The sequence below is a fragment of the Helicobacter sp. genome (assembly GCF_022511165.1).
Classification (GTDB): domain Bacteria; phylum Campylobacterota; class Campylobacteria; order Campylobacterales; family Helicobacteraceae; genus Helicobacter_C.
This window is the reverse complement of sequence record NZ_JAFLSB010000022.1, coordinates 1-24690: the sequence shown is the minus strand read 5'-3', so window position 1 is coordinate 24690 and position 24690 is coordinate 1. Positions and strand designations below refer to the sequence as shown.

22 protein-coding genes, 8 tRNA genes and 1 pseudogene are annotated in these 24690 nt (G+C 38.3%); 17 read left to right on the top strand and 14 right to left on the bottom strand.

Annotation, left to right across the window (positions count from 1 at the left end; genetic code table 11):
* A pseudogene (locus J1E28_RS04690) lies at positions 1–227 on the top strand (hypothetical protein); the annotation flags it as partial.
* Here the strand turns inward: J1E28_RS04690 and J1E28_RS04685 are convergent.
* Positions 166–744: a phosphatase PAP2 family protein gene (locus J1E28_RS04685; RefSeq protein ID WP_291027246.1), complete on the bottom strand. Its 579-nt coding sequence runs from the start codon at positions 742–744 to the stop codon at positions 166–168. The pseudogene J1E28_RS04690 and the gene J1E28_RS04685 sit on opposite strands and share 62 nt — an antisense overlap.
* A 248-nt stretch (positions 745–992) precedes the next feature.
* On the opposite strand from J1E28_RS04685, the gene J1E28_RS04680 reads away from it, so the two are divergent.
* The 4 genes from J1E28_RS04680 to J1E28_RS04665 all read left to right on the top strand — a co-directional run bounded on the left by J1E28_RS04680 (position 993) and on the right by J1E28_RS04665 (position 6318).
* The gene (locus J1E28_RS04680) at positions 993–1934 is read left to right on the top strand and encodes a hypothetical protein (RefSeq protein WP_291027244.1); all 942 of its coding nucleotides are present in this window, start codon (positions 993–995) and stop codon (positions 1932–1934) included.
* A 139-nt stretch (positions 1935–2073) separates the two neighbouring features.
* Entirely contained in the window at positions 2074–3249 is a 1176-nt protein-coding gene (locus J1E28_RS04675) for a flagellar hook-length control protein FliK (protein WP_291027242.1), read from the top strand.
* 13 nt (positions 3250–3262) lie between these two features.
* Positions 3263–4084 carry a flagellar hook assembly protein FlgD gene (gene flgD / locus J1E28_RS04670; RefSeq protein WP_366008789.1) on the top strand — a complete coding sequence of 274 codons (822 nt, stop codon included), beginning with the start codon at positions 3263–3265 and terminating at the stop codon, positions 4082–4084.
* Positions 4081–6318, top strand: a complete 2238-nt coding sequence (locus J1E28_RS04665; protein ID WP_291027240.1) for a flagellar hook-basal body complex protein — start codon at positions 4081–4083, stop codon at positions 6316–6318. Before flgD ends, J1E28_RS04665 begins: the two co-directional genes overlap by 4 nt.
* Positions 6319–6365: 47 nt before the next feature.
* Here J1E28_RS04665 and J1E28_RS04660 read toward each other — a convergent pair whose 3' ends face one another.
* Entirely contained in the window at positions 6366–6842 is a 477-nt protein-coding gene (locus J1E28_RS04660) for a tRNA (cytidine(34)-2'-O)-methyltransferase (RefSeq protein ID WP_291027238.1), read from the bottom strand.
* A 150-nt stretch (positions 6843–6992) separates the two neighbouring features.
* Here J1E28_RS04660 and J1E28_RS04655 point away from each other — a divergent pair, with 150 nt between their 5' ends.
* Both J1E28_RS04655 and galE read left to right on the top strand, forming a co-directional pair.
* Entirely contained in the window at positions 6993–8570 is a 1578-nt protein-coding gene (locus tag J1E28_RS04655) for an anaerobic C4-dicarboxylate transporter (protein WP_291027236.1), read from the top strand.
* Between the two features lie 52 nt (positions 8571–8622).
* Positions 8623–9660, top strand: coding sequence for a UDP-glucose 4-epimerase GalE (gene galE, locus J1E28_RS04650; protein ID WP_291027233.1), 1038 nt, complete (start codon positions 8623–8625; stop codon positions 9658–9660).
* A gap of 230 nt (positions 9661–9890) precedes the next feature.
* On the opposite strand, the gene J1E28_RS04645 is transcribed toward galE, so the two are convergent.
* From J1E28_RS04645 to accB, 5 genes are all read right to left on the bottom strand, one after another.
* Positions 9891–10427 (bottom strand): hypothetical protein, encoded by a 537-nt coding sequence (locus J1E28_RS04645; RefSeq protein WP_291027231.1) that lies wholly within the window; start codon positions 10425–10427, stop codon positions 9891–9893.
* Positions 10428–11119: 692 nt separating this feature from the next.
* Positions 11120–12280, bottom strand: a complete 1161-nt coding sequence (gene pseC, locus J1E28_RS04640) for a UDP-4-amino-4,6-dideoxy-N-acetyl-beta-L-altrosamine transaminase (protein WP_291027229.1) — start codon at positions 12278–12280, stop codon at positions 11120–11122.
* Between the two features lie 16 nt (positions 12281–12296).
* Positions 12297–13010, bottom strand: coding sequence for a hypothetical protein (locus J1E28_RS04635; RefSeq protein WP_291027227.1), 714 nt, complete (start codon positions 13008–13010; stop codon positions 12297–12299).
* Positions 13011–13054: 44 nt separating this feature from the next.
* The gene (locus tag J1E28_RS04630; RefSeq protein ID WP_291027225.1) at positions 13055–14419 is read right to left on the bottom strand and encodes an acetyl-CoA carboxylase biotin carboxylase subunit; all 1365 of its coding nucleotides are present in this window, start codon (positions 14417–14419) and stop codon (positions 13055–13057) included.
* 9 nt (positions 14420–14428) lie between these two features.
* Positions 14429–14896: an acetyl-CoA carboxylase biotin carboxyl carrier protein gene (gene accB, locus J1E28_RS04625; RefSeq protein WP_291027223.1), complete on the bottom strand. Its 468-nt coding sequence runs from the start codon at positions 14894–14896 to the stop codon at positions 14429–14431.
* An 87-nt stretch (positions 14897–14983) separates the two neighbouring features.
* On the opposite strand from accB, the gene dcd reads away from it, so the two are divergent.
* The gene (gene dcd, locus J1E28_RS04620; protein WP_291027221.1) at positions 14984–15550 is read left to right on the top strand and encodes a dCTP deaminase; all 567 of its coding nucleotides are present in this window, start codon (positions 14984–14986) and stop codon (positions 15548–15550) included.
* A gap of 60 nt (positions 15551–15610) precedes the next feature.
* Here the strand turns inward: dcd and J1E28_RS04615 are convergent, their stop codons facing one another.
* The 6 genes from J1E28_RS04615 to J1E28_RS04590 form a co-directional block, all read right to left on the bottom strand.
* Complete coding sequence (locus tag J1E28_RS04615) at positions 15611–15904, bottom strand: DUF3240 family protein (RefSeq protein ID WP_291027219.1); 294 nt, start codon at positions 15902–15904, stop codon at positions 15611–15613.
* A gap of 17 nt (positions 15905–15921) precedes the next feature.
* Positions 15922–16650, bottom strand: a complete 729-nt coding sequence (locus J1E28_RS04610) for a hypothetical protein (protein ID WP_291027217.1) — start codon at positions 16648–16650, stop codon at positions 15922–15924.
* 120 nt (positions 16651–16770) lie between these two features.
* Positions 16771–18996: an endonuclease MutS2 gene (locus J1E28_RS04605; RefSeq protein ID WP_291027215.1), complete on the bottom strand. Its 2226-nt coding sequence runs from the start codon at positions 18994–18996 to the stop codon at positions 16771–16773.
* Between the two features lie 9 nt (positions 18997–19005).
* Positions 19006–19494: a hypothetical protein gene (locus tag J1E28_RS04600; RefSeq protein WP_291027213.1), complete on the bottom strand. Its 489-nt coding sequence runs from the start codon at positions 19492–19494 to the stop codon at positions 19006–19008.
* Positions 19494–20813, bottom strand: a complete 1320-nt coding sequence (gene murC / locus J1E28_RS04595; protein ID WP_291027211.1) for a UDP-N-acetylmuramate--L-alanine ligase — start codon at positions 20811–20813, stop codon at positions 19494–19496. The genes J1E28_RS04600 and murC overlap by 1 nt, the downstream gene beginning before the upstream one ends.
* Complete coding sequence (locus J1E28_RS04590; protein ID WP_291027209.1) at positions 20810–21967, bottom strand: succinyldiaminopimelate transaminase; 1158 nt, start codon at positions 21965–21967, stop codon at positions 20810–20812. Before J1E28_RS04590 ends, murC begins: the two co-directional genes overlap by 4 nt.
* Positions 21968–22169: 202 nt before the next feature.
* Between J1E28_RS04590 and J1E28_RS04585 the strand changes: the two genes are divergently transcribed.
* The 4 genes from J1E28_RS04585 (at position 22170) to J1E28_RS04570 (ending at position 22715) form a co-directional block, all read left to right on the top strand.
* Positions 22170–22244: transfer RNA gene (locus J1E28_RS04585), tRNA-Gly, on the top strand.
* A gap of 101 nt (positions 22245–22345) precedes the next feature.
* Positions 22346–22433: transfer RNA gene (locus J1E28_RS04580), tRNA-Leu, on the top strand.
* Between the two features lie 90 nt (positions 22434–22523).
* A tRNA-Cys gene (locus J1E28_RS04575) sits at positions 22524–22598 on the top strand.
* A 29-nt stretch (positions 22599–22627) separates the two neighbouring features.
* A tRNA-Ser gene (locus J1E28_RS04570) sits at positions 22628–22715 on the top strand.
* 149 nt (positions 22716–22864) lie between these two features.
* Here the strand turns inward: J1E28_RS04570 and J1E28_RS04565 are convergent.
* Complete coding sequence (locus J1E28_RS04565; RefSeq protein WP_291027207.1) at positions 22865–23476, bottom strand: ankyrin repeat domain-containing protein; 612 nt, start codon at positions 23474–23476, stop codon at positions 22865–22867.
* Positions 23477–24028: 552 nt separating this feature from the next.
* Here J1E28_RS04565 and J1E28_RS04560 point away from each other — a divergent pair.
* From J1E28_RS04560 to J1E28_RS04540, 5 genes are all read left to right on the top strand, one after another.
* Positions 24029–24104 (top strand) — tRNA-Thr (locus tag J1E28_RS04560).
* A gap of 56 nt (positions 24105–24160) precedes the next feature.
* Positions 24161–24245: transfer RNA gene (locus J1E28_RS04555), tRNA-Tyr, on the top strand.
* A gap of 62 nt (positions 24246–24307) precedes the next feature.
* A tRNA-Gly gene (locus J1E28_RS04550) sits at positions 24308–24384 on the top strand.
* 58 nt (positions 24385–24442) lie between these two features.
* Positions 24443–24517, top strand: a tRNA-Thr gene (locus J1E28_RS04545).
* 73 nt (positions 24518–24590) lie between these two features.
* On the top strand, positions 24591–24690 hold a 100-nt coding region (locus tag J1E28_RS04540; protein WP_291027248.1), incomplete at its 3' end, for a GTP-binding protein.

Genomic DNA, 24690 nt, shown 5'->3' with positions numbered 1-24690 from the left:
GTAGGCAATTTAAGGTGCAGACTTCATTTTCTTATATCAATATTGTGCGTAAAAACGCGAGTCTAGGGCTTATTTCTATTCCCTCAAGCATACACGGGATACCTAATATTACAGATTCTATTACCATACCGATGTGGGAGCATCAAGCAAAGAGTAATAAGATAGCTAAAAAATTTTTTTATAAGATACTCCATAATAGAATGTGCCATTTGGGGCAACATCAATAAGAAAACTCATTTGAGGGGGCGTATATTTAGATGCAAAAAGATAAGAAGTGCTAAAACCAAGTATGGCACCAGCGATTACCTGCGTAGTGGTGTGTTTTTGTGCGTGGATTCTACTTATACCCACAGAAGTGGCTAGAGCCGCAAGTGGTAGGCTTAATTGATAGCCATAATGTTTTTGTGCAAAACCCACGCTTGAAAACACAAACGAAGTATGCCCTGAAGGAAATCCATTAAAACTCCCATTATTTGGACGCTGTGCAAATCTTACCTTTGCCTCATTAGAGTGTGAAACTATTACGAGGGATTCTTTTATAAGATGTGTAAGCAGCAGTGTTGCTCCTGCTCCAGTGGCTTGTTCCTTTACGCCTTGTATATCATCTTTGGCATAGCTATATATCATCATCGCAAAGGGTAGAATCTGCATTACATCGCCATATATCTCAAATCCGCTTTTCTCTCGCCCAAAGCAACAAGTGAGAATAAAGCCACAGAGTATCGCAAGTAATTTTAATTTCATTCTAGCCTTTCCTTAAGCTTCTGCATCACGATATTATTATAAATGATTTTTTGTAATGCGCTATTTGTTTTAAGCAAAAGATTTTGGAATCTATTTTCAAATGTCGTTTTTAGCTTTTGAATTTTCATTTGAGTAATGGTTTTTAAAGCTTGAGATTCTAGATTCTATGTTTTATTTTCAGAATCTTAACGCGATTATAAGGAATACTTTTTGCTTTATTAATGCTAAATTTTTTCAAGGAGCGAAGTATGCTAGATGCTATGCAAAACACTATTTTAAATAAACCAGATTCTGCGCCTAAGCGCCCTAATTCACCATCAGCAGAGGTAAATAAGCTAGAGAGTAAGTTTGAAGATATGCTTGCTAAAGCTGCTCAAAGCAAAACTACTAAAGATACAGAATCAGCGCAAAAAGCGCAAGATAAAGGTAAGGGCGTGGGACAAGATCCTGAAGTAGTGCTTAAAAATACAATCAAAGGTGCGCAAAGTAAGCAAAGTACCTCTCCTTTGGAAGCAGCTCCCACGGGTAAAACTTCAAGTGCTAAAGCGGCTACTTCTCCTGCTGCTTTTGATTTTAAAGATAGTAATGGGCAGGATTCTAAAATTGCCTTGCAGGAGAAAATCAAAAACACAAAGGATACAAAAACACCAGAAGTTAATCCGCTTGTAGAGGCTCTAAGTGCGCCTTTGGCTGCTAAAGAGGCAAATAAAAATGCGCCAAAAGAGACAAAAGTTTCAGGTAGTGAGCTACCACAAAGTGTAGGACGCGATGTGAAAGCACAGAGTGTGGCTTTAAATAATGCCTCCACCCAAGCAGAGCAGATACAAAAAACTCCTACGCCAATCAATATGTCAGCGCCTCAAAAAACAGGGAATGAGGATAAGACTCTAGCAGATGTGGAAAAAATTGCCACAGCAAAGGGATTAAATCCAAGTAATATTACTTTAGAACAAGAGGAAGCAAAAGTTACACCAAAGCCCAAGGTGATTCCAGAATCAGCCAAACAGAGCATTTCGTATGAATATGAAAATAATGTCGATAGAATCGCCATTGTGCAGCGAGGTAAAAATAAACCTAAAAATATTACAAGCAAAATCTCAAATGAGTATCCAGTTGCGAGCAAAACCGAAGAGGAAAATGTCAGCATTAATAGTGCATCTCTTTTAAAGGACAGACCCCAGATCGGCTAATAAAGGAGAAAAGATAGAAGAAAATCTCCTTATAAAAGCTTTTGCATCTCAAAAGATACTTACAGATTCAGAGCGCGTAGAATCTACTTCTAAGCTTGAGATTGTATCGCTTAAAAATAGTCCCAAAAATCTAAAAGATATGAAAAATATCAAAGATATAAGGGATATGATTGAGACAAAGGAGACAAAAGAAGCGCAGCCTCAAAAAACAAAAAGGCGTTCAAAAAAACAAAAAAAGATAAAGGCGCGGGAGAGCATTATAGATACTAAAGATTCTAAGTTAGCACAAAATAAGACTCAAGAATCTAAAGAGATAAAAGAGGTATATAAAGTTCAAGCGGCGCAGGTGGTAACGCAAGTTTTGCCTAGACACAAAGAGCATATTGAAAAGAGCCAAGAGCTAGAGATGAGTTATATGAGCTATGATGATGAGGAAATGGCAATTGAGGATTTTGCGCCAAAGATTGAAAATATAAGTGCTAAACCCCAAGCCAAAGGTAGCTTGCCTCAAGCGCAAAATACGCAAAACAAGGGCAATGTTTTAACAGAAAGCCTAGCGATTTTAGAATCTAAGGATAAAAACCATAAAGATTCACGCAAAGATGAACGTAGGCAGGGCAAAGGATCAAAGAGTGAGGAGATTCAAGCCTCACAACCAAAGGCAGCGCAGATTCAAGAAGAGCGCATAAGCTTTGAAGATATGCTTGCGCAGCAATACATCGAGGAAGAAGAGCCCAAAGGCACAGATTTGTTGCATAATAGTGAGAAAAAGCAAAAGGAAAAAGCAAAAGAAGTCGAGGAGCAAAAAGAGAGTAAAACGCAAAAGAGTGTTGCTCAAAAGCAAAGTGCAGAGCTAAGCCAGACAAAAGAAAGCACCCGTTCACAGATTCTCTATCGTTCAGCCCTTGCAAGAGAAAATATGAGGAACTTTGCACAGACTTTGCGTGAGGAGATTTTAAACTATAAGCCACCTTTGACAAAGCTTTCTATGGAGCTTAATCCGCGCAATTTAGGGACTTTGGAGCTAACCATTACTAAAAAGGGTAAGGATTTGCACGTGCAAGTGGTATCAAATGCCACAGCAGTGGGATTATTTTTACAAAATCAAGTGGATTTTAAAAACAATCTTGCACAAGTGGGCTTTGATAATGTAGATTTAAGCTTTAGCACAAGCGATAAGGGCAGTGGAGGCAATCAAAGAGAACAAAATGCTTCTCAAAATGGGCATTATGAAAAAGGGAACAAAAATAGCTTGGAAGATTCACAAGAAAGCGAGATAAATGTGATGAATATCACGCTTCCAAAATACGCGTAAATGAGGAAAAACAATGGCAATTGATTTAGCAGAAGTTACAGGCAGTGCGGCAAAAATAGCCAAAGAAAAGGAAAAAGTGCGCAATATCAATGAGCTTGATAATGATGCGTTTATGAGACTTTTTTTAGAGCAGCTTAAAAATCAAGATCCTACCGCACCTATGGAGACTGATAAAATCATTACCCAAACCGCCCAACTCACGCAAGTAGAAATGCAAGAGCAAAATAAAAAGACAATGGTAGAAGTTGCAGAGGCGATGAAAAGCACACAGGAGACAAATAAGGAACTTAAAGAATTTCAAGCCCAGATGAAAGAATCACTTGAGGCACTTAATACCGGTATGCAAGAGAATGCAAAATCTAATATCGCTACGGCTCAACTCAATGCGCTTAATACGGTGGCTATGATTGGTAAGGTTGCTGAAACTGATGTGTTTGGTGTGAATGTGCAACGAGGCAAAGCAGTGAAGTTTTCTATCTATTTTGACCAAAAAATTGACCCAAATAAGGGCGAGCCAAAGATTCATATTTTTAATAGCAATAATGAATTGGTAAAAAGTATTTCTTTGAAAAATAGGGCAAATGAGAGTGGATATTTGGAATTTACTTGGGATACTCTTGATGAGCAAGGTAGGCAAGTCGAAGATGGCACATATAATATCCGCGCAGAATATAATCTTAACGAAGAAACTAAGCAATACCACACTGCTCGTGTGGGACGCGGAGAGGTGCAAAGCATCATCTTTGATAAAGGCTCACCGATGCTAAGAATGGGCGATATGATTTTGCCCCTTGATAGTGCGATTGAATTTTACAATAAGGATCACGGGCTATGAATGGGACAATAGTCAATGCCTCAAGCGGAATCCGCACACATCAATTTGGGCTTGATTCTATTTCAAATAACATCGCCAATGTCAATACGATTGGTTATAGAGAGAATATCCCACAATTTGAAAGTCTTTTTGCGAGCAATTTAGATACGCTTAATGCTGATTCTCCTATCAATAATGATTTTAACTATGGTGCGACAAAATCAAGTAATGCCATTTCTACACGCAGTGGGAGCTATAAATCAAGTGAAGGCGAGTTTAATATTGCTTATGAGGGTAAAGGTTGGTTTATTGTAGGAGAGCAAAAAGAGGGTTCATTTGAAATTAAAGAAGATGGCTATGAAAAAAAGCAAAAAAACTATTTCACGCGTGATGGCTCGTTTTTGCGTGATGGCGAGGGGTATATCGTAAATACGAGTGGATACTATATGTATGGAGTGGATTTAGGCAAGATAGAAAATGATATTTTTACTTCAAGCAAGAATGAAGAAAGCGACTTTGAAGCTCTTGCTTCAGGTGCGCTTAAGCCCTTGCAAGTGCCACAGAATCTTTACTATCGCCCTGTGCTGACAACACGCGTTGATTTGAGCGCAAATCTTAATAAAAATGATAATGTCTCTTCAGCAGTTGTGTTTTTTAAAGATAAAGATGGTGTATTTGATGAAGAACGTTTTATGAATACTGATATAAATGCTTTTGCTACTGATGATGCGCCTTTGAATGCCCCAAGCTATAATGAAGTGCGCATTACCCTTGATAAAGAGGGGCGAAAAGAAGTGCTAACTTTCAAGTATGGACAAGGCGGGGAAGAGGCTTTAGAATTTCGCACATTTAATGATTTAAAGAATCTTTTGCGCGATAAAGTGGGCTTAGATTTGGTTGTAAGCAAGGGTGCTGATGGCAAAGTTGGCGAAAAAGTAGGGCTTGAGCTACGTAATAATTCCTACAAAAAGCTTAATATTGAGCTTGGTGGAAGTTTGTTTGAAAAACTTGGATTTAAAGGGAAAAATGATCATTTTAGTAGTGGCGTAGGAGTGAATTTTAATGCCAATAAAGCCTATGAAAAAAATGCAATCGTGCAATATAAGGGTGTGGCTTTTATCCGCACAGGAGAGCTTGGCAAGAGTGAAAATCCTTTTGAGGATAAAGAGAATTGGAGAATCCTAGATACGAGCGCGCTCAATGAGTGGAGTGAGAATGCTACTTATTTGGAGGGAGATATTGTCGCAAGTGAGGGTAAAATCTACCGCCGCACAGAACAAGCAGGCAATAACCCCATAAATGAGGGAAGATGGGAAGAAATAGCTGATATGCAAACATCTCTTCCGCCAGAATATACCGCAGGGACAACCTATGCGGTAGATGATATTGTAAGCTATGATGGCAAGCTCTATCGTAAATTAATTGATAGTGGCTCAAGCGACCCTAAGGTGGATAAGGTTGGTTGGCAAGAGCTTCGCGGGGATAGTTTTTTTAGCGAGTTTATCCAAATACCTAGCTATCAAACCAATGTTGAGATTTATGATGAGAGTGGTAAAAAATTTTTGATACAAAGTCATTATTTTATGACCTCTTCAGATAATCTTAATGCGAATCCACCCACAGGAGAGCAATGGGAAGTGCGCTCTGCTGTATTTGACCAGCAGGGTGAAGTAATGATAAGCCCTGATTATGTTGTACATACCATAGAATTTGATAGCGAAGGCAAGCCGAGTGCAGAGCCAGTAGAGCTAAGTTTTGGCGATAAAAGCGTGGTGTATAATATCGCAGGGACAGAAAAAGTGCCAAGCTCAAATTTTGTTTATAGAGATTCTGGCATTACGGCTAAAGAGCAAGATGGACGAGCTGAAGGGCATTTACGCGATGTGCGTATCGACAAAGATGGTATTATTTTTCTTGCCTTTGATAATGGGGCGTATGAGCCTATGGGGCGCGTGGGTATCGCGGCTTTTGTCAATGATCAGGGGTTAAGAAAAGTTGGCGGGAATCTCTTTGAGATGACAGAAATGGTTGTCAATGGTGATGCAAATACGATAAGCGGACGCCCGATTCTTGGGTGGGAGGGCTTAAATTTAAAATTTGGTTCTGTGCTGTATAAGCACCTTGAAACAAGCAATGTTGATGTGGGTAATGCTCTCACTGAATTGATTGTAATGCAAAGAGGTTATTCGATGAATGCTAAAGCCTTTACCACAGGCGATGATTTACTCAAAGAGGCTATTAACCTCAAGCGATAGTTGCTTACTCAATTTAAATTGAGTAGATATAAACATTGAATCTCACTCTAAGAATCCCATTGTTTATAGAGCTGTGATTGGCGCACTCCCTCATAAAGAGCTGCTCCCACGCTTGTGGCAAGATTAATACTTCGCACCCCCTTTTTCATCGGTAGCTTATATATCTGCTTAGAGTAAGCTTGTAAAATATCTTGTTTCAATCCCGCATCTTCCCTGCCAAAATACAAAAATCCACCTTGAGAAAAATCTGCCTCATAATACAACCGCTGTGCCTTTGTGCTAAAGAAAAAATGTTGTTCATTTGGCGCATAAGAATGCCAAAATGCGTCTAAATCTGCCCATTCATATACTTGTAAATGCTGCCAATAATCAAGCCCTGCGCGTTTAAGTTCTTTTTGTGTTATGCTAAAGCCAAGCGGGTGTATCAAGTGTAAAATCGCACCAACCGCTACGCAAAGCCGCCCGATATTGCCCGTATTTTGTGGAATCTGCGGCTCAACAAGCACAATATGAAAAATAGCCATTGTTTGCAAACTTTCCTTAAAGATTGATAAAGCCAATGTTTCACTTTAACATATTTTCTTTCAAAAGAATCTCAATAATTTTCTTTTTTAGTTTTTAATAAATGTTTTTGAATTAGAATTCTACGATTTTTTTAAGCAAAAGGAGAAGTAATGGATTTTTTGATGAGTTTGCCTGAAGGGTGGCAGTTTGCCTTGCAACTTATTGTTGTGCTTATTTGTTTGTTTTATGGTGCAAGAAAGGGTGGTATTGCTTTGGGCTTACTTGGGGGCATAGGGATTTTGATGCTTGTATTTTGTTTTCATATTAAACCCGGAAAACCTGCCATTGATGTGATGCTTACTATCCTTGCTGTGGTTGTGGCAAGTGCGACACTCCAAGCAAGTGGGGGATTAGATGTGATGCTTCAAATTGCAGAGAGAATCCTAAGACGCAATCCAAAATTTTTAACCATTCTCGCTCCTTTTGTTACTTGTTTTTTAACAATCCTTTGTGGCACGGGACACGTAGTTTATACGATTATGCCAATTGTTTATGATATTGCTATTAAAAACAATATTCGTCCAGAGCGCCCTATGGCAGGAGCTTCTATTGCCTCTCAAATGGGAATTATTGCTTCACCTGTATCCGTGGCAGTAGTAAGCCTTACCGCCTTGCTTTTAAATGCAGAGCATAAACTCGCCGGATTTGATGGCTATATTAATCTTTTGCAAATCACTATTCCAAGCACTCTTTTTGGTGTGCTTTGTATTGGTATTTTTTCGTGGTTTAGAGGTAAGGATTTGGATAAAGATGAAGAATTTCAAGAAAAAATCAAAGATCCTGAATTTCATAAATATGTGTATGGGGATTCTAAAACGCTTTTGGGTGTGAAACTTCCTACAAAAGATTGGGTTGCGATGTGGATATTTTTGGGTGCAATTGCGCTTGTGGCGTTGGTTGGAGCTTTTGATGCGATAAAACCAAATTGGGGGCAGCAGTTTTCTTATTCAGCTACACTCCATACAGAAACAACGCTCAAATGGACGCCAAATGGCGAAAATAAGGGCATTGTGGATTTGAAGGCTTTAGGCTTTGATCAAAAGAAAGATAAAGAGGGGCAAAGTCCATTTAAAGCAGCTCTAGATTCAGGTGAGATTGAGAAAACCCCGATAAAAGATAAATTAGGCAATCCATCAATTGATTATATTTCAATGGTGAATGTGATTCAAGCCTTTATGCTTCTTGCCGGTGCGCTTATTATTATTTTTACTAATGTTGATGCCAAAAAGATTGGCAATAATGAAATTTTTAAATCCGGTATGATTGCGCTTGTAGCGGTATTTGGTATTTCGTGGATGGCAGATACGATGTTTGCTGTGCATACGCCGATGATGAAAGAAGCACTTGGAGATATTGTCAAATCTCACCCTTGGACTTATGCGCTTATGCTTTTACTCATCTCTAAATTTGTAAATTCTCAAGCAGCAGCAATCGCAGCATTTGTGCCTTTGGCTTTAGGTATTGGAGTGGAGCCGGGTATCATTGTAGCCTTTGCAGCAGCGTGTTATGGATATTATATTTTACCCACTTATCCAAGCGATCTTGCAACAATACAATTTGACCGCTCTGGGACTACGCGCATTGGTAAGTTCGTGATTAATCATAGCTTCATTTTACCCGGGCTTATTGGTGTGATTAGCTCTTGTATAGCAGGATACTTTTTAGCCAAAGTTGCCGGGTATATTTAGCTAGACTTGCTAGAATCTAGCCCCTAAAGATTTTAGCAATAAGGAAATAAGTATGTCTTATCTTTTATTCACAGGTGGGGGTGGCTATATTGGTTCGCATACAGCGTATTATTTTTTAAAGCACACAGATTATAATGTTGTGATTGTTGATGATTTAAGCACAGGATTCAAAGAAAATATTGCCTATTTACAAGAGTGTTTTAAAGAGCGGGTGATTTTTGTCCAAAGTAATATCAATAACCAAAAAAATATGCGCTCTTTGTTTGGCACCTATGATTTTGAAGCAGTGATTCATTTTGCAGCCTCACTCATCGTGGGTGAATCTGTCCTCAAGCCCCTTGAATACTACACAAATAACACTCTTCATACGACACAACTTATTGCTTTATGTGTAGAGTTTAATGTGAAAAAATTTATTTTTAGCTCCACAGCGGCAGTATATGGCGAACCTGATATGTCGCTTATCCCCATTGATGAGAATGCTCCGCTTTTGCCTATTAATCCCTATGGGGCGTCTAAAATGATGAGCGAGAGAGTTTTGCGTGATACTTCGCTTGCAATTAAGGATTTTGAGTATGTGGCGTTGCGTTATTTTAATGTTGCAGGGGCAAATATGGATAATACCACAGCTCTGCTTTCAAGCCATAAAGGCTTAGGGCAGAGGAGCAAAAACGCCACGCATCTTATTAAAGTGGCTTGTGAATGTGCGTGTGGCAAGAGGGAGAGTATGGGCATTTTTGGCACAGATTATCCCACAAAAGACGGCACTTGCATACGCGATTATATTCATATTGATGATTTAGCAAGCGCGCATCTTGAGGCATTGCACTATCTTAAACGCAATCAAGGCTCAAATGTCTTTAATGTAGGATATTCTCAAGGATATAGCGTGAAAGAAGTGATTGGGGTAGTCAAAGAAGTGAGCGGAGTGGATTTTAAAGTTATAGAATCTGCGCGTAGAGAGGGCGATCCTATTGCGCTTAGTGCAAAAAATGATAAGATTCTCTCCCTCACGCAATGGAAACCGAGATTTGATGATTTAAAGATAATTGTTGAGAGCGCGTATATATGGGAGAAATCATTTAAATAGATTCTAGGGTAATCTTGCAAGAGAGCATTAAGGGGTAGAATCTTAAAGAAATGTAAAGAATCTTAAAAGATTTTGGTGGCTTAAGCTTTAAGTGGCGGATTTAAGGGGGCTTAAGCACATAAAAATAAAGGCATAAAAGTTTAAGTAGCTAAAAGTGAGGTGCAAATAAGATTGCTTAGAGTGCTATGCCCCAAAAAGTCGCATAAGCACCAAAAGTTTAAAATTTGAGATTAGCGTCCAAAATAATATGAGCCAAACCAAAAAACCCTACACTCTTTTGTATTATCGCTCAAATGGGCGTATCTCTCCCCCACAATACTATTATCAAAATACAATTCTTGTGCGTTTTTAAGCATAAGGCTAAAGCCTACTTCTTCGCGCCTTTTGATGATTTCACTCCCTTTTTGATATATAAAGCCTATGTGGATATAGTTTTGCGCCTCATCTTTATAAAATTTTTTCTTAAAATCTAAACACAAATAATGTGCAATTTCTGTTTGTTTATCACCAAAGAGTATCTTGGGCTGCATTTTGCGTGGTGTATCAAGCGTATCAAGCGCTATTTCTATATCCTTGTGTGTGGGGATACCACCTATTTTCTTATAGGATCCTTGAGTGAATATCTTTTTACCTCCATTTCTTATATAGTCTTGACAAGCTTTATTTTTGACTTCTGTAAAATCACGCACGCTATGAATCCAAAACCACCGAAAAAAGTCGCAAGTAGGCAGAGTATGCTCTAGACGCAGAGTGATGAGTTTTTTCATTATCCCTCCTTTGTTTTTACTTACAGGTATTATACTTAAAGATAATCAAAAAAATGCAGCTTGAGAAAGAGGGGTGAAAAAAAATCTATTTGCTACAAATAGTTGCAAAAAATATGGGGTTGGATTCACTTTGTGCGATATACAATGATACTGCTAAAAAAGTTTGTGAATCTAGAAACTTTGAGAAATTTTGCTCTTAGTTATGTGTTTGGCTTAGAATCTAAACTTAAATCTTGTATTAAGAATTTTTATGAGCTTTTTGATTTTGCTTAAAGTTTTTTACAAGAATTTAGTTTTTACTTTGATATAAATTTTTGTTTTTAGATTCTTTTATAAGGGAGAGGGGGCTAAAATGTGCAAGTATAGATTAGTATTTTACACAAAATTGTTTGGCTATTTAGATTTTAGAATCTTATCTTTATTTTGCAGGGAGACTTGAATCTATAAGTGTGGATTGGTGCTTTGCACAAATATAAAATCACTTCCCTTATCCTCCGCACCTCCAAACCTCAAACGACACTTTTTAGGTTGCGCTTGTAGCACTATGATTTAAATGCAATAAAGATATGCTTTTAGCTAGGAGAATCTAGAATCTGCTTAAGAATCTCAAATTTGAGTGCAATGTATTGATACATTTATTTTTTTAAAGTTTTATCTTTGGGCTTTTATGAGCTAGATGTATGATTATAGTTTCATATTTTGCATACTTCGCGCACAATATCAGCAATCTCTTTTGCTTGTGTCATACTTAAATCCTGATGGCAGGGGATAGAAAGTGTGGAGCGATAAAAATGTTCAGTCTTTGGTAAGGAGAGCTCGCCAAAGAGTTTTTTGTAAAGGCTAAATTGATAAATAGGTTTGTAATGCACCTGCACGCCTAAACCTTGCTCTTGCAAGGCTTGAAAGATAGATTCTTTATGGGAGTGTAGATGTGAGGAAAGCAAGATAGGATAGAGATGATGTGAGCTTATAATATGCGAATCTATGGGGATAGTTTGAAAATGGGCATTGCCTTTAAATGTATCATCATAAAAAAGTGCGATTTGGTGGCGATGTGCAATAAAGCGATCAATTTTTTTAAGCTGACTAAGCCCAAGAGTTGCTCCAAGCTCATTCAAGCGAAAATTTGCTCCTACAAGACTACAATCATAATGCCATAATGATTGCTTCTCTACGCCGTGAGAGAGCAGAAGTCTTGCGTAATGGGCTAATTGCTCATCATTAGTAAGCAATGCTCCTCCTTCTGCGGTTGTAATAGGCTTTAGCGCGTGAAAGCTAAAAATAGTCGCATCAGCAAGTGAGCCTATGGGTGCTTTATTATAACTCCCCCCAAAAGAATGAGAGCTATCTGAAAAAAGTAAAAGATGATGTTTTTGAGCCAATGCACGCAAAGATTCTATCTCTACACTTTTACCACCATAATCCACGCTCACAATCGCCTTAATATACGACTTTTTGTTATGTGTTTGGAGCAAGGATTCGAGTGCTTTTTCATCAATATTGCCATCATCTTTTATATCGCAAAAAATAGGTTTAATCCCCCATTGAAGCATCATATTAGTTGTGGCGACAAAACTTATGGGCGAGGTAACAAAATATATCTCCTCTGCCTGCGTGTTATCATAGGGATTACATAAATGGGGGAAGTATTTATACATAAATGCGCCATAGAGGGCATAGAGTGCGGAAGTAGCGGAGTTAAAAGTAATAGCATAACGCGCGTGGCATCTTTCACACAGAGCAGATTCAAAGGCTTTAGTCATTTCGCCTTGTGTGAGATGAGAGGAGCGCAACGTAGAGCAAAGCGCGTCTATATCATCTTGCTCAATAAGTTGCTTGCTATAAGGTATCATTTTTGTAGGGTTAAATTTATGCCAAAAGCTCTTGGACTCGCTGTGTGCTTAATTTGTCTTCATTATGAGAGACGCGGAAAAGTGAGCCAAACTTTTTGAGGAATGATCCATCGGTGCTTTGGACATTTTGATTATCCTTGCCTTTGATTTTGCTTGAGACAAGTTTATCAGTGTTGCCTTGTGCCTGTCCTTGCAAGGTTTGGATAGCATCTTTAATTTGCTTTTGTTGTTCTTTAAGCACATCATAAAATTTTTGTGTATCATCTGTATTGAGTAGCTTTACATCAAGTTTTTGGGCGTTAAAAATCACTTGGTCTTTATTGTCCTTAATGTTTTTAGTAAAAACATTGCTTCCCTCAAAAGTTGCACTTTTGAGAGTGGATTCTATATTTTTTTTCAGTGCAGACATCTCTTCTTTAATCTCATCTTGCTCTGATTTATCAAAGCTTTCTTTGTAATCTTTAGAGAGCTTGAGCATCTTTTTAACATCTGGTTCTATGGAGCTGAGTGATTTTTGGGCGATTTGTAGCCTACCAATATCACTATTAATCTGCTTGATATTTTGAGCAATGGGATTATTGCTTATTTCGCTTGTATCTGCACCTTGTCCTATCTTAGACTTTGAAATCTCTTTTTGTGTAGCTTGAGCCTGTTTGGTTTCTTGCTTTTTAAGTTCATCTCTTTTAAGTTCCTCTTGGGTAAGCTTTTGTGCTGGGCTACTAATTTTCATAACTCACTCCTCATTAACAGCTTGAAGCTTGATTCTTGCCTATATTAGCTTAAATCAAGCATATTTTGTTCCAAATATTTTGTATGAATATTTGAAGCAATAAAGTCTTGATTCTGCATCATTTTGATATGAAAGGGAATAGTTGTTTTAATCCCCTCGATGCAAAATTCTCTTAATGCCCTGTGCATACGATTGATAGCTTGTTGCCTATTTTCTCCCCATACAATGAGCTTACCAATCATAGAATCATAGTGCATAGGCACACTATAACCACCATATGCGTGGGTATCAAGGCGCACATTTGCCCCACCGGGTGCAACCCATTTTGTAATTTTTCCCGGACAAGGATAGAATTTCTCTGGATCCTCGGCAGTAATACGACATTCAATAGAATGCCCTTTAAAGCTAATGCTTTCTTGTGGAGGAAGCTTCTCACCTTCTGCAATACGTATCATCCATTCTACTAAGTCAAGTCCGCTTACCATTTCACTCACGGTATGTTCAACTTGCAAACGCGTATTCATCTCCATAAAGTAAAAATCTTCATAATTGGCATCGAGTAAAAACTCAAAAGTTCCAGCCCCCACATATTTAATATATTGTGCTGCTTTGACTGCAGTCTCAAGGAGTCTTTCGCGCACTTCGGGCTTAAGCACCACTGCAGGAGATTCTTCGATGAGCTTTTGTTGCCGTCTTTGTGCGGAGCAATCACGTTCGCCAATATGCAAGACATTGCCGTGCTTATCAGCTAGAATCTGCACCTCAATGTGCTTAGGATTACGGATAAATTTTTCCATATAGATTGTGCCATCGCCAAAGGCACTTACAGCTTCAGATTCTGCAGCAAGATAGAGGTTTTTAAGCATTTCAGGTTTTTCGACTACGCGCATACCTCTACCACCTCCACCCGCAGCAGCTTTGAGAATGACGGGGTAACCAATCTCATCAGCCACTCTTTGTGCTTCTTTATAATCTTTTAATGCCCCATCACTCCCTAGAATCACAGGCACACCTGCCTCTTTCATCACATCTTTTGCTTTTGACTTATCGCTCATAAGCATCATAACATCAGCGGTTGGACCAATAAACTCTATACTATGATGAGAGCAAATTTCTACAAAATTTTGATTTTCACTTAAAAAACCATAGCCCGGGAAAATCGCATCAGCTTTAAGAAGCTCTGCTGCACTCATAATAGCAGGGATATTAAGATAGCTTTCACTTGATTTATCCCCTCCTACACAGATTTTTTCATCAGCTACATCAAGATAATAGACATCTTTATCAGCAGTAGAGTAAATAGCAATGGCTTCTTTCCCCATTTCTTGGATTGTCCGAATCGCGCGTAATGTAATCTCGCCACGATTTGCGATAAGAATCCTTTGTATCTTTTTTTTCTCCACACTCATTATCTTGCCTTAGAGTTTTTCGACTTTAATCAAATTTGTGCCATATTCCACAGGCTGTCCGTCATTGACTTCAAGTGCGACAATTTTACAATCAAAATCCGCCTCAATTTCATTCATTATCTTCATTGCTTCAATAATACCCACGGTTTGTCCTTTTTTGACAACATCGCCGATATTTACATAAGGCGCTGCCCCCGGGCTTGGAGAGCGATAAAATGTTCCAACCATTGGTGAGGTAACAAAAACTCCACCGCTTTCTTTGGCTTTTGAAGCAGTAGGTGCTGGTGCAACATTTTCAGCTGTTGCTGGAGCTGTGGCGGTAGTAATTTGGGGCGCAACTTGAGGGAGAGAATGCACAATATTGCCTGCTGTGGCTTTTTGCAATTTCAGCTCAAAACCCTCTTGTTTGAGTTGAAACTTTGCTATATTGCTATTGTCGAAAAGTTCCATAATCTTTTTGATTTCTTGTAGATTCATTATTACGCCTTATTATGAAATTTACTCTGCTATAATAACACGATTTTTTTAAAAAATAACAAAAAAATAACAAAAGTGAGGTTGCTTATGGGGTTAAAAGCAGATTCGTGGATAAAAACAATGAGCAAAAAGGGTATGATTGAGCCATTTTGCGAAAAGCAAATTGGTAAGAATATTGTAAGTTATGGACTTTCAAGTTATGGATATGATATTCGCGTAGGAAATGAATTTATGATTTTTACAAATATTGGTGCAACGCTTGTTGATCCTAAATCTTTTGATGAACATAATGTAGTAGAAATAGATGCGACAGAGCAGGGCTACTGCCTTGTACCACCAAACTCTTTTGCCCTTGCACGCACGATTGAGTATTTTAGAATCCCTCGCAATGTGTTAGCAATTTGTCTTGGAAAAAGCACTTATGCACGATGTGGTATTATTGTGAATGTTACGCCATTTGAGCCAGAATTTGAGGGGCATATTACCATTGAGATTAGTAATACCACGCCACTTCCTGCAAAAATCTATGCAAATGAAGGTATTGCTCAAGTGCTTTTCTTTGAGGGTGATGAATCCTGCGAGGTAAGCTACAAAGACAAAAAAGGCAAATATCAAGGGCAAAGAGGCATCACTCTTCCTAAGGTAATGAAATAATTAAGAATCTTGCAAGTAATCTTTAGAGATTCTAGAATCTTTTTATGTATCTCAATGTATTTAGTCCTTTAATGCAGAAGTAATGGGGTAAGTATAAATTCTTATATCTGCTTCATTAAAGGTTTTAAGAATTTTATCAATCACAAAGTGTGCGCTTTTCTCATCATCTAAAAAGATTCGAAATAGTCCATATTCTTGTCTGCCACTCACTTGTTCTGCCGCGCTTTTTAAAAGCGAGCTTGAGGCGTATTTCTCACAATAGATATAAAAAAAATCATCATATCCATCTTCTAAGAGCATATCTACAATAGAATCTTTAAGCTCATTTTTAAAATAAATATCAATACTTTGCATTGCTTTATCTTTAAAGATTATGAAAGAGGATTGCCCACATTTTCACCATAGGCTACCACTTGAGAAATTTTAAAAATGCCAACAAGCCACAAGATTGCACCTATAAGCATCATAATGCACGCCCCAAACATCACAAGAGCAAAGACTATAAGTGCGGGTTCAGATTCTGCAGCATAAGCACTCATCACCGTTATAAGTGAAATGAGCAAAACAATAAAACCAATAGCAAGCATTTTTGCACTTCTAAAAAAATAGCTACTATGTAAAATAAAGCTTAGCTCCTTGCCTATGTGCCACACAAGATAAAGACATATTGGGTAAGCCATACAGCCATACAGCATATACAGCCAAAGAACTATATTTTCAGAATCTATATCTACATTAGAAGGAGATAAAAAAACATCAAAACAAGCACCAATAAGCGCAAGAACAAGAGTTATAATGGAGAGTTTTAAAAGCCGCCGCCTTAGACTTAGCTTTGAGAGATAAAAAAAGGCAAAAAATGTAGCAATAAAAGATAAAAAATTAATTATATAGATAGGGTAAGCAAGTGATTCCATAAGCTTTTCATCAAAAGAAGTATGTGTAAATACAAGATAAAAACCTGTGATAAAGCCCAAGATAGCAGGAATGACAAAAATTGCTATAAGCAATCTTTTAGCAAATAAAAGTGAGGGGGTTTGTGCTATATCGTGGATATACACATCATTTGGGATTTCAGGGAGGGTAACTTGGAATAATGCCATAAGAATCCTTTGTATGTATGAGTGTAATGACTGCGAAGGTAGGATTATAGCATAAATTTAAATATCGCAAAATCCCATTTATACCCATTTATAATGGTGTAAGGCATTATTAAGATAAATCTAAAGTTTTACTACCTTTGCGCCAAAGCCGCCCATTTGTGCGGGTGCATCTGCAAAAGAGATGACTTTGGGGTGAGATTTGAGGTATTCATATACGAGCTTGCTTAAAATGCCGCTTCCAATGCCGTGATATACAAGCACCTCATCATATCCTGCAATGAGAGCAGAAGATAAAAACTCATCAAGCTTTTCTATTGCCTCATCGCCACGCATTCCGTGCAAATCACAACTTACGCCCACGCTTTTAGCTTGTGTGAGAGTAATGCTTGTTTTGGGTGTAGGAATTGGCGTGTTTGAGGGCTGAAGAAGTGTGCGCTTTACTTTGAGCTTCACGCCATTATCAAGCCCAATAAAGCACATCTGCCCTTTGATGCTTAGAATCTGCCCTCTTGCGTTTTTGTATTTTACCCTATCACCAACTTTAAGCTTATAAGATTCTTGTGTTATGGGCTTTGGAGTGATTTTATTTTGCATTATGCTATGGGCGTTATTAAGAGCCTTGTGTATATCTTTGCTTTCTTTGGATTTAAGCGCGTCTTTGAGTGTTTGGAGGGCTTTTTGGTAGGTAGATTCAAGTGTATAAGTAAGGCGCGAGAACTCCTCTCTTTGCGCTTCCTCTTGCTCTTTGAGAGAGAGAATCTTACGCTCATAGTCTGCAATGAGTGATTCTAATTCTATGCGTTTAGAATGAAGTGCAATTTCTAGCTCACTTGAGCGCTCAATCAGTTCATTTAATCGCTCTTTATCTGCACCATACACGGCTTTAGCTTGTTCGATAAGAGAAGATGGAATCCCATATGCTTTTGCAGATTCAAAAGCATAACTTTTGCCAATACTTCCTTGCAGAAAGCTAAAAAGTGGCTTTTGTCTCTGTATATCATACATTGCTGCGCAAAGCTGCACTTTGGGATTGTTTGCCATAAGTGCGCTTAAATGCTTATGATGCGTGGTAAGCACGATATGCGCACCATTTGCCATTATATGCTCTAAAAGCACTTTATAGAGACTTGCTGCTTCATCTGCATCTGTGCCTAATTCAATCTCATCAATGCCAAGCAAGAGATGAGGAGTGTTAAGAATCTGTGTAAATTCAAGCATTCTGCCTGCAAAAGTTGAAATATCATTTTTGCTATTTTGAGGGTCAGAGATAATAGCTACAATATGCTTAAAATGTGGAATTTGAGAGCGGTGGGGATTGATTTTTAAGGGAATGAGGTATTTGCTTAAAAAACAAGCTGCAAGGATAGATTTAAGAAGTATGGTTTTTCCACCTGCATTTACCCCTGTAATCATCAAGGTTTGGGCATTAAATGTTATGCTAATAGGCTTTGGCTTTGATAGTGCAGGGTGGGAGAATTCATATAGGATAATCTCTTTTTGCTTTGTAAGCTCATAGATAAAGGAGAGGTTGTGATTTTTAGCAAAGCTTAAACGCGCATAGATATGATCAAAGGCATCAAAAGTGTGGTTAAGAAAGCTCAAAAAAGGTAGATGTTTATGCAAGATTGCACAAAACAAGCCACAGAGTTTATAAAGACTTTCTTGTAAGCTATCCTTGAGTGTATTTTGTCGCTCTTTAAGTGCAATAATTGCATCTGGTAGGAGGTAGAAAAAGCCATTGTGGGAACGTTCAAGCACCATACCACTAAGAGCCTCTTTATACCCAGCTTTAAGTAAAAGACATTCGTATTCATTAATGTAATGCACATTATGATCTACAAGATAGGGCAAGAGAGCATTAGAGTGCAAAATATGCTGCATTTGCTCATCTATGCGGATTTTATTTTGTTTTATTTGAGATTTAAGTCCATCAATATCAGGGTAAATACCATTTTTAAGCTCTCCTTGTTCATCAAATTTTTTTTCCATATCACATAGGGCTTGAGGGATAGTTATTTTATCAAGCCAAGCTTTAGTATGGGGGGTAGATTGTAGAATCTGTGCTTTAAGATAGAGAAAATAACGCACAAGCTGCATCAAAGAAAAAATATGCTCTAGGCTTAAAGTGCCACTTTTTTTTAAGTGCATAAGAGGCGTATCAAGTGAAGCAAGTTTGGGCGGAGCGGCTAGAGATGTGCCATCAAGCTCTTGCAAAATCTTAGCAAAAAAGAGCCTATCGCCACTAAAAATAAAGCTTTTTTCACGCGCAAAATAGCTCTTAAATTGCTCCAAAAAGGCGCTTAAGTCAAGTTTTGAGATGAGGCTATGATGCTCTTGTATTGGCATTGTGGGATACTATGGAGTTTGTGTTGTGTGCTTAGGCACATCATCGCTTTTTGTTTCATTTTGATTTTGTGGCACTTCTTGTGAATCTTTTTGTGCCTCTTGGTGATTATCTTCTTTGGTTTCTAGACTTTTATCTTGCTCTTTTATTGTGCAATCTTGCAAGGGGATAATCATATGCGAAGAATCTGTATGGCTTTTGCCCTGAAAACTCATCGTGCCATTACTAAAATTAAAATTCTCCGCGCTCACAAGTATATCTTTTCCTTGATATTTGCAATAAATAGGTGCTTGGCGCAAAAATGCACCTTTAAGGGTATTGAGATTTTCACTCTCACTTTCTTGCAGGGTATTATAGATGCCAATAAGCCCAGCAAGTGCTAAAAAACACACGCCAATGATGATTTTATGTTTGCGCGAAATTTGTTCTTTGTATTTGGCAAGAAGTATAAAGATAAAGACAAAAAGTAGAAGCGTGAGTAAGAAGATAAGATAGCCCATTATTTTTCTCCTCGTAATTGATAGGTAATATCTCCCGCACCAAGCCCGATAATAAGGGCATCTTGCAAGGTTTTGATGAGATTTTCCCCATCATAAAGAGATACTTTGGAATCTTTGACTTTTAGATGTGTTGCAAAAATGGGATTATAGCGCGCAAAAAGCCCTGCAAAATCAATATCTCTATGTTCTTCTCCTGCTTTCCAAACAGGCAAAATCACAAGCTCATCACAAGCATTACTAAAACAATCTACAAAGGCTTGTAAATTATCAAGCACCCGCGAGTATTTATGCGGCTGCCAAATCGCAATCACTTTGCTGTGGGGCTTAAGAGAGTTATAAATGGCTACACTTTTAAGAGTAGCAAGGATTTCAGTGGGGTGATGTGCATAATCATCAATAATCGTAGTCGCACCTTTTGTGAGAATATCAAAACGTTTTTTAATGCCTTTAAAATGTAAAAGATTTGCTCTTATCTCCTCTAATGCACTTAAGCCTAATTTATCAAGGGCGCACAGAATGGCTAAGCTTGCGTTTTGTGCCATATGTTCCCCAAAGCCCCAAATGCTGAATCTTCCATAATCTTTAAGATTAAAGCTTGTTTGTGGCTCGTCATTTTTAAGCTCAAAGTTTATATCAAATATATCTTCTTTAGGATTAAGTGTGAGAGCAGGAATATCTGTGAGGCTTTGTAAAAAAGGGTCGCTTAGATTAAATACGCATTTTTGAGCAGAGCGGATAAATTGTGTATAAGCGCCATAAAATTCATTTAAGTCGTGGTTATAGCTCTCCATATGCTCGGGTTCAGCATTTGGGATAATCGCATAATAGGGATTAGAATTGAGAAAACTTTTATCAGATTCATCAGCTTCAAAGACAATATAATCACTTTTTGCTTCGCGCACATTTGAGCCGAATTCTTTAGAATCTGCACCAATGATTGCACCAAATTGAGGAAAAAGAGCGCTTAAAATTGCGCTTGTAGTTGATTTGCCGTGCGCTCCACACACACTAAAGACATATTTTTCTTTTAAAATATAATGCAAAGCTTCTTTTCGCGAAAGCACTTTGATGCCCTTTTTGAGAGCTTCTTGCACCTCGATATTATTTGGCTTGATAATCGCAGAGTGAATAACTACATCTTGGTTTGTAATCGCATCTGCGCTGTGAGGAATGTTGATTTTTACACCTTGAGCGCGTAGATATTTGGTGGCACTGCCCTCTGCAATATCAGAGCCGCTTATTTCTATCCCTTGAGCGCGTAGATACTTTGCTAAGCCCGAAATGCCAATACCGCCAATGCCTATGAAATGTATTTTCATACACTCTCCTTTTTATACAATTCTATTGCTTCTTTGAGTGCCATAAGCGCTCTTTTTGTTGTTTGATTATCATATACAAGGGCAATTCTTACATAGTCTTTGCCTTGATTATCTCTCCCTAAATAACTCCCCGGCAGTGTAAGCACTCCCATTTTTTCATAGGCAAATGTACAGAATCTCTCATCATTATCGACTTTAAGCCATACATAGAATGTATAAGGGGCAATTTCTTCTTTGCCTAAGGCTAGAATCTCACGCGCAAGGGCGAGATTTTGCGCATAAATATGTCGTATGTCTTCAGGGGTTTGCATATCCTTCCACGCTATACTTGCGGCTTTTTGCAAGGGCAGGGGGAGGGCGCAACCCAAATAAGTGCGGTAGAGATTATAGGCTTTGAGAATGCGCTCATCTCCAGCGATAAATCCACTACGCAAACCCGGTGCAGAGGAGCGTTTAGAGATAGAATTAAGAGCAAGAACATTTTTAAATGTTGGATTATTTGCTTTGAGAGAAGCTTGGAGAATGCTTGGTGGTGGGGAAGATTCATAAATTTCGCTATAACATTCATCATTTAAAATCACAAAATCATACTCAATCGCCCATTGCACCCATTGGGTAAGAGATTGCATATCTAATGCCCTGCCGGTTGGGTTATTGGGGGAATTAAGAATCACTAAATCCACCTCTTGGAGTTCTTTTTGATTGAGCGAGGGGATAAAGTGATTATGTGGCGTGAGATTCATTAGAATCCTTCGCGCTTTTGAGGCAATAGCTGCCCCTTCATAGATTTGATAAAAGGGATTAGGATAGGCGATAGTGGGATTTGTTTTATCAAAGAGATAAAATTGTGGAAAATTAAAAAGCACTTCGCGTGTGCCAAAGGTAGGGATAATTTGATTAGGCGTAAGGGAGAGATGATAGCGCGCGTTAATGAAGTGAAGTTGGGCATTTTTGAGTTCATCTTCGCCGCTTGATTTAGGGTATTTATTGAGCAAAAAAGCATTATCTTGCCAAGATTGCACAATATTTTGTGGTGTGGGGAATTGTGGCTCGCCAATAGTGAGTGTGAAAATCTCGCAACCCTTTGGTGGAGTAGTGTGGGCAAGGAGGGTGCGGAGTTTTTCAAAGGGATAGCTTTCAAAATGACTAAGCACATTTTCTCCTTATATTTTTCTTTTTTAATTAAAGAGGTTAGATTCTGTGGTATATTGCTTTGGTGGGTTACTTAAGCAACACTTATATTTTAGTGGCAAAATTATATAGTAAAATGATAATTTTTTGTTATGTTTTCTTTTCTGCCCTTGATTTTTTTATAAAGCATTGATACAATTACCACCTTAAAAGCCAAATCCTAGCGCGGGAATAGCTCAGTGGTAGAGCACAACCTTGCCAAGGTTGGGGCCGCGGGTTCGATCCCCGTTTCCCGCTCCATTTGAGTTTTTATAAATCTTTACAAACTCTCAACTCCATAATCATTGTAAGACTTTTGGTGTTTGTATGAGGGCTTTGTGTTGTTTGATATTTGAGTGAAAGCCCGGGTGGTGAAATTGGTAGACACAAGGGACTTAAAATCCCTCGGACATTGCGTCTGTACCGGTTCAAGTCCGGTCTCGGGCACCACCTTAAGAGAGAATGTGCCTATTCTAAGTTCTTAAGATTCTTAAGGCTTAAGGGGTTTGTAGCTCTTTTTCTTCTTACTAGCATAGAGGTGGCGACATAGCCAAGTGGTAAGGCATGGGCCTGCAAAGCCTTGATTCCCCAGTTCGAATCTGGGTGTCGCCTCCATAGACTACAAGTAATTTTCATATGAGTTTCGGGAGATGGCTGAGTGGTTGAAAGCGGCGGTCTTGAAAACCGTTGAGGGTCACACCTCCGGGGGTTCGAATCCCTCTCTCCCGGCCACTTTTCTGCATTTCAGGTTTTACAAGCAATAAATTTAGATGAGGCTTTTAGAGTTTAATTTTCGTTATTTTACTCTTTTGTTGAAAGTTGATTGTAAGCTCTCATTTGTTCTTGTGTGTCCAGGCTCGTATTGATTCTGCTCTGGTGCATTAATTTGACCCAACTTGCATTCCAAGTTTTGCCCTTTTTTCTGCTTCTAAGCACTCTTCGTAAAATTTCACTTGTTCTTCCGTCTCTAAGCTCGTATCAATTTTATATTTCTTTACAAGCGAATTCCAATGCAAACCTCCAGCTTTAACTAAAGCCATTCTGGCTGCATCGCTATGCCAATGATTGACTTCATCTAAGGCAGTATGAATGTAAGGATTCACTAAAGAATATTTTACAGCATTTACTTCTGCCCCGTATTTAAGGAGTATTCTTATGCTTCCTAATGCAGGAGTGTCTCTTGATACCGCCTCGTGTAAAGGGGTTTTGCCAATATATTTGCTTGAATTAGAATCTGGCTTAATGGTTTTTATATTAGGATTTGCTCCATATTCAAGCGCAATTTCTAGGGGCTTAGCTTCATTAAACTTAGCCCAAAGATGCAGAGGAGTTTCACCATGCTCATTGTATATATCAAATCCCGCCTTTTTGCTCAAAAAATATTTAATAATCTTTGGATTTTTTTTGCCAAGCTCGATATATTGAGTCAAAGCATTTTCTCCTGAACGAACAGAATCTACCTTTAAGCCTATTCTTTCAAGATATTCAAGCATTGCAAAGCTTTTGTTTTTTTCATAAGCTACTCCTGCAAAAGCAAGTGCCAAAGTAGGATTAAAAAAATAATCAAATAAGGGATAGTCTTCTAAAAAGGCTTTAACTTGTGCAAGTTCATCTGCTTTAATTAAATCCCATAATCTATAACTAAGTTCTAGTCGTTGCTTTTTATCTAAAGCCTTGAGTTCTCCAGGTGTTTTTATTTGCTATCCTTTTTTGGTTATGTTTATATTAAATCGAAGCATATCGGGATTATTTTAATCTAGAGGTTTAAAATCCCAATGCAAACCTCCAGCTTTAACTAAAATTCTATAAGGCATTATCTTAATTCTTGCGTATTTTGTGGTACCCATCACTTTTTGTTATATTTTTACGAGGGAGAGAGGTAATTTTTGTTGTGAAATTGTGAATAATTATGAATAAATGGAGATTTGTAAAATGACAAGGGTGAATTAAAGGGTTATAATCTTGACAAAATAAGATAAAATCTATATAATCGTGGGCTTTTATTCTAAAATTTAATCCCTTTTTGTAACTTTTGCAACACAAATGCTGGTTTAGCTCAGTTGGTAGAGCATCTGCCTTGTAAGCAGAGGGTCGGGGGTTCAAGTCCCTTAACCAGCTCCATTTTTTGCACTCTAGCATATTGCTTTCAGTGTTTGACCAGTGTTGTAATTATTTTTGGTGAGTTACTCAAGTGGCCAACGAGGGCAGACTGTAAATCTGCTGTCTCCGACTTCCGTGGTTCGAATCCACGACTCACCACCACTTTGACTTGAGATTAATTGAAGTAGGCAGGTGGTAGTCAAAATAGTTTTTAATTTAAGTTTGCGGGAATAGCTCAGTTGGCTAGAGCATCAGCCTTCCAAGCTGAGGGTCGCGGGTTCGAGCCCCGTTTCCCGCTCCATACTGGGAGCTGAATCTTCGCTTTTCTTAAAGTTAAGGTTTTCTCCATAGTTATTTTTGCCCATATAGCTCAGTGGCAGAGCACTTCCTTGGTAAGGAAGAGGTCGGCGGTTCAATCCCGCTTATGGGCTCCAGTTTTTAAGGTATAGAATCCCTAAAGAGCTTTGCTAAGGATTCTAAAATAAAATTTGAGTTGAGGAGAACAAAATGGCAAAAGAAAAGTTTGTGAAAAACAAACCTCACGTAAATGTGGGAACAATCGGGCACGTGGATCACGGCAAGACTACTTTGAGTGCGGCTATCTCCG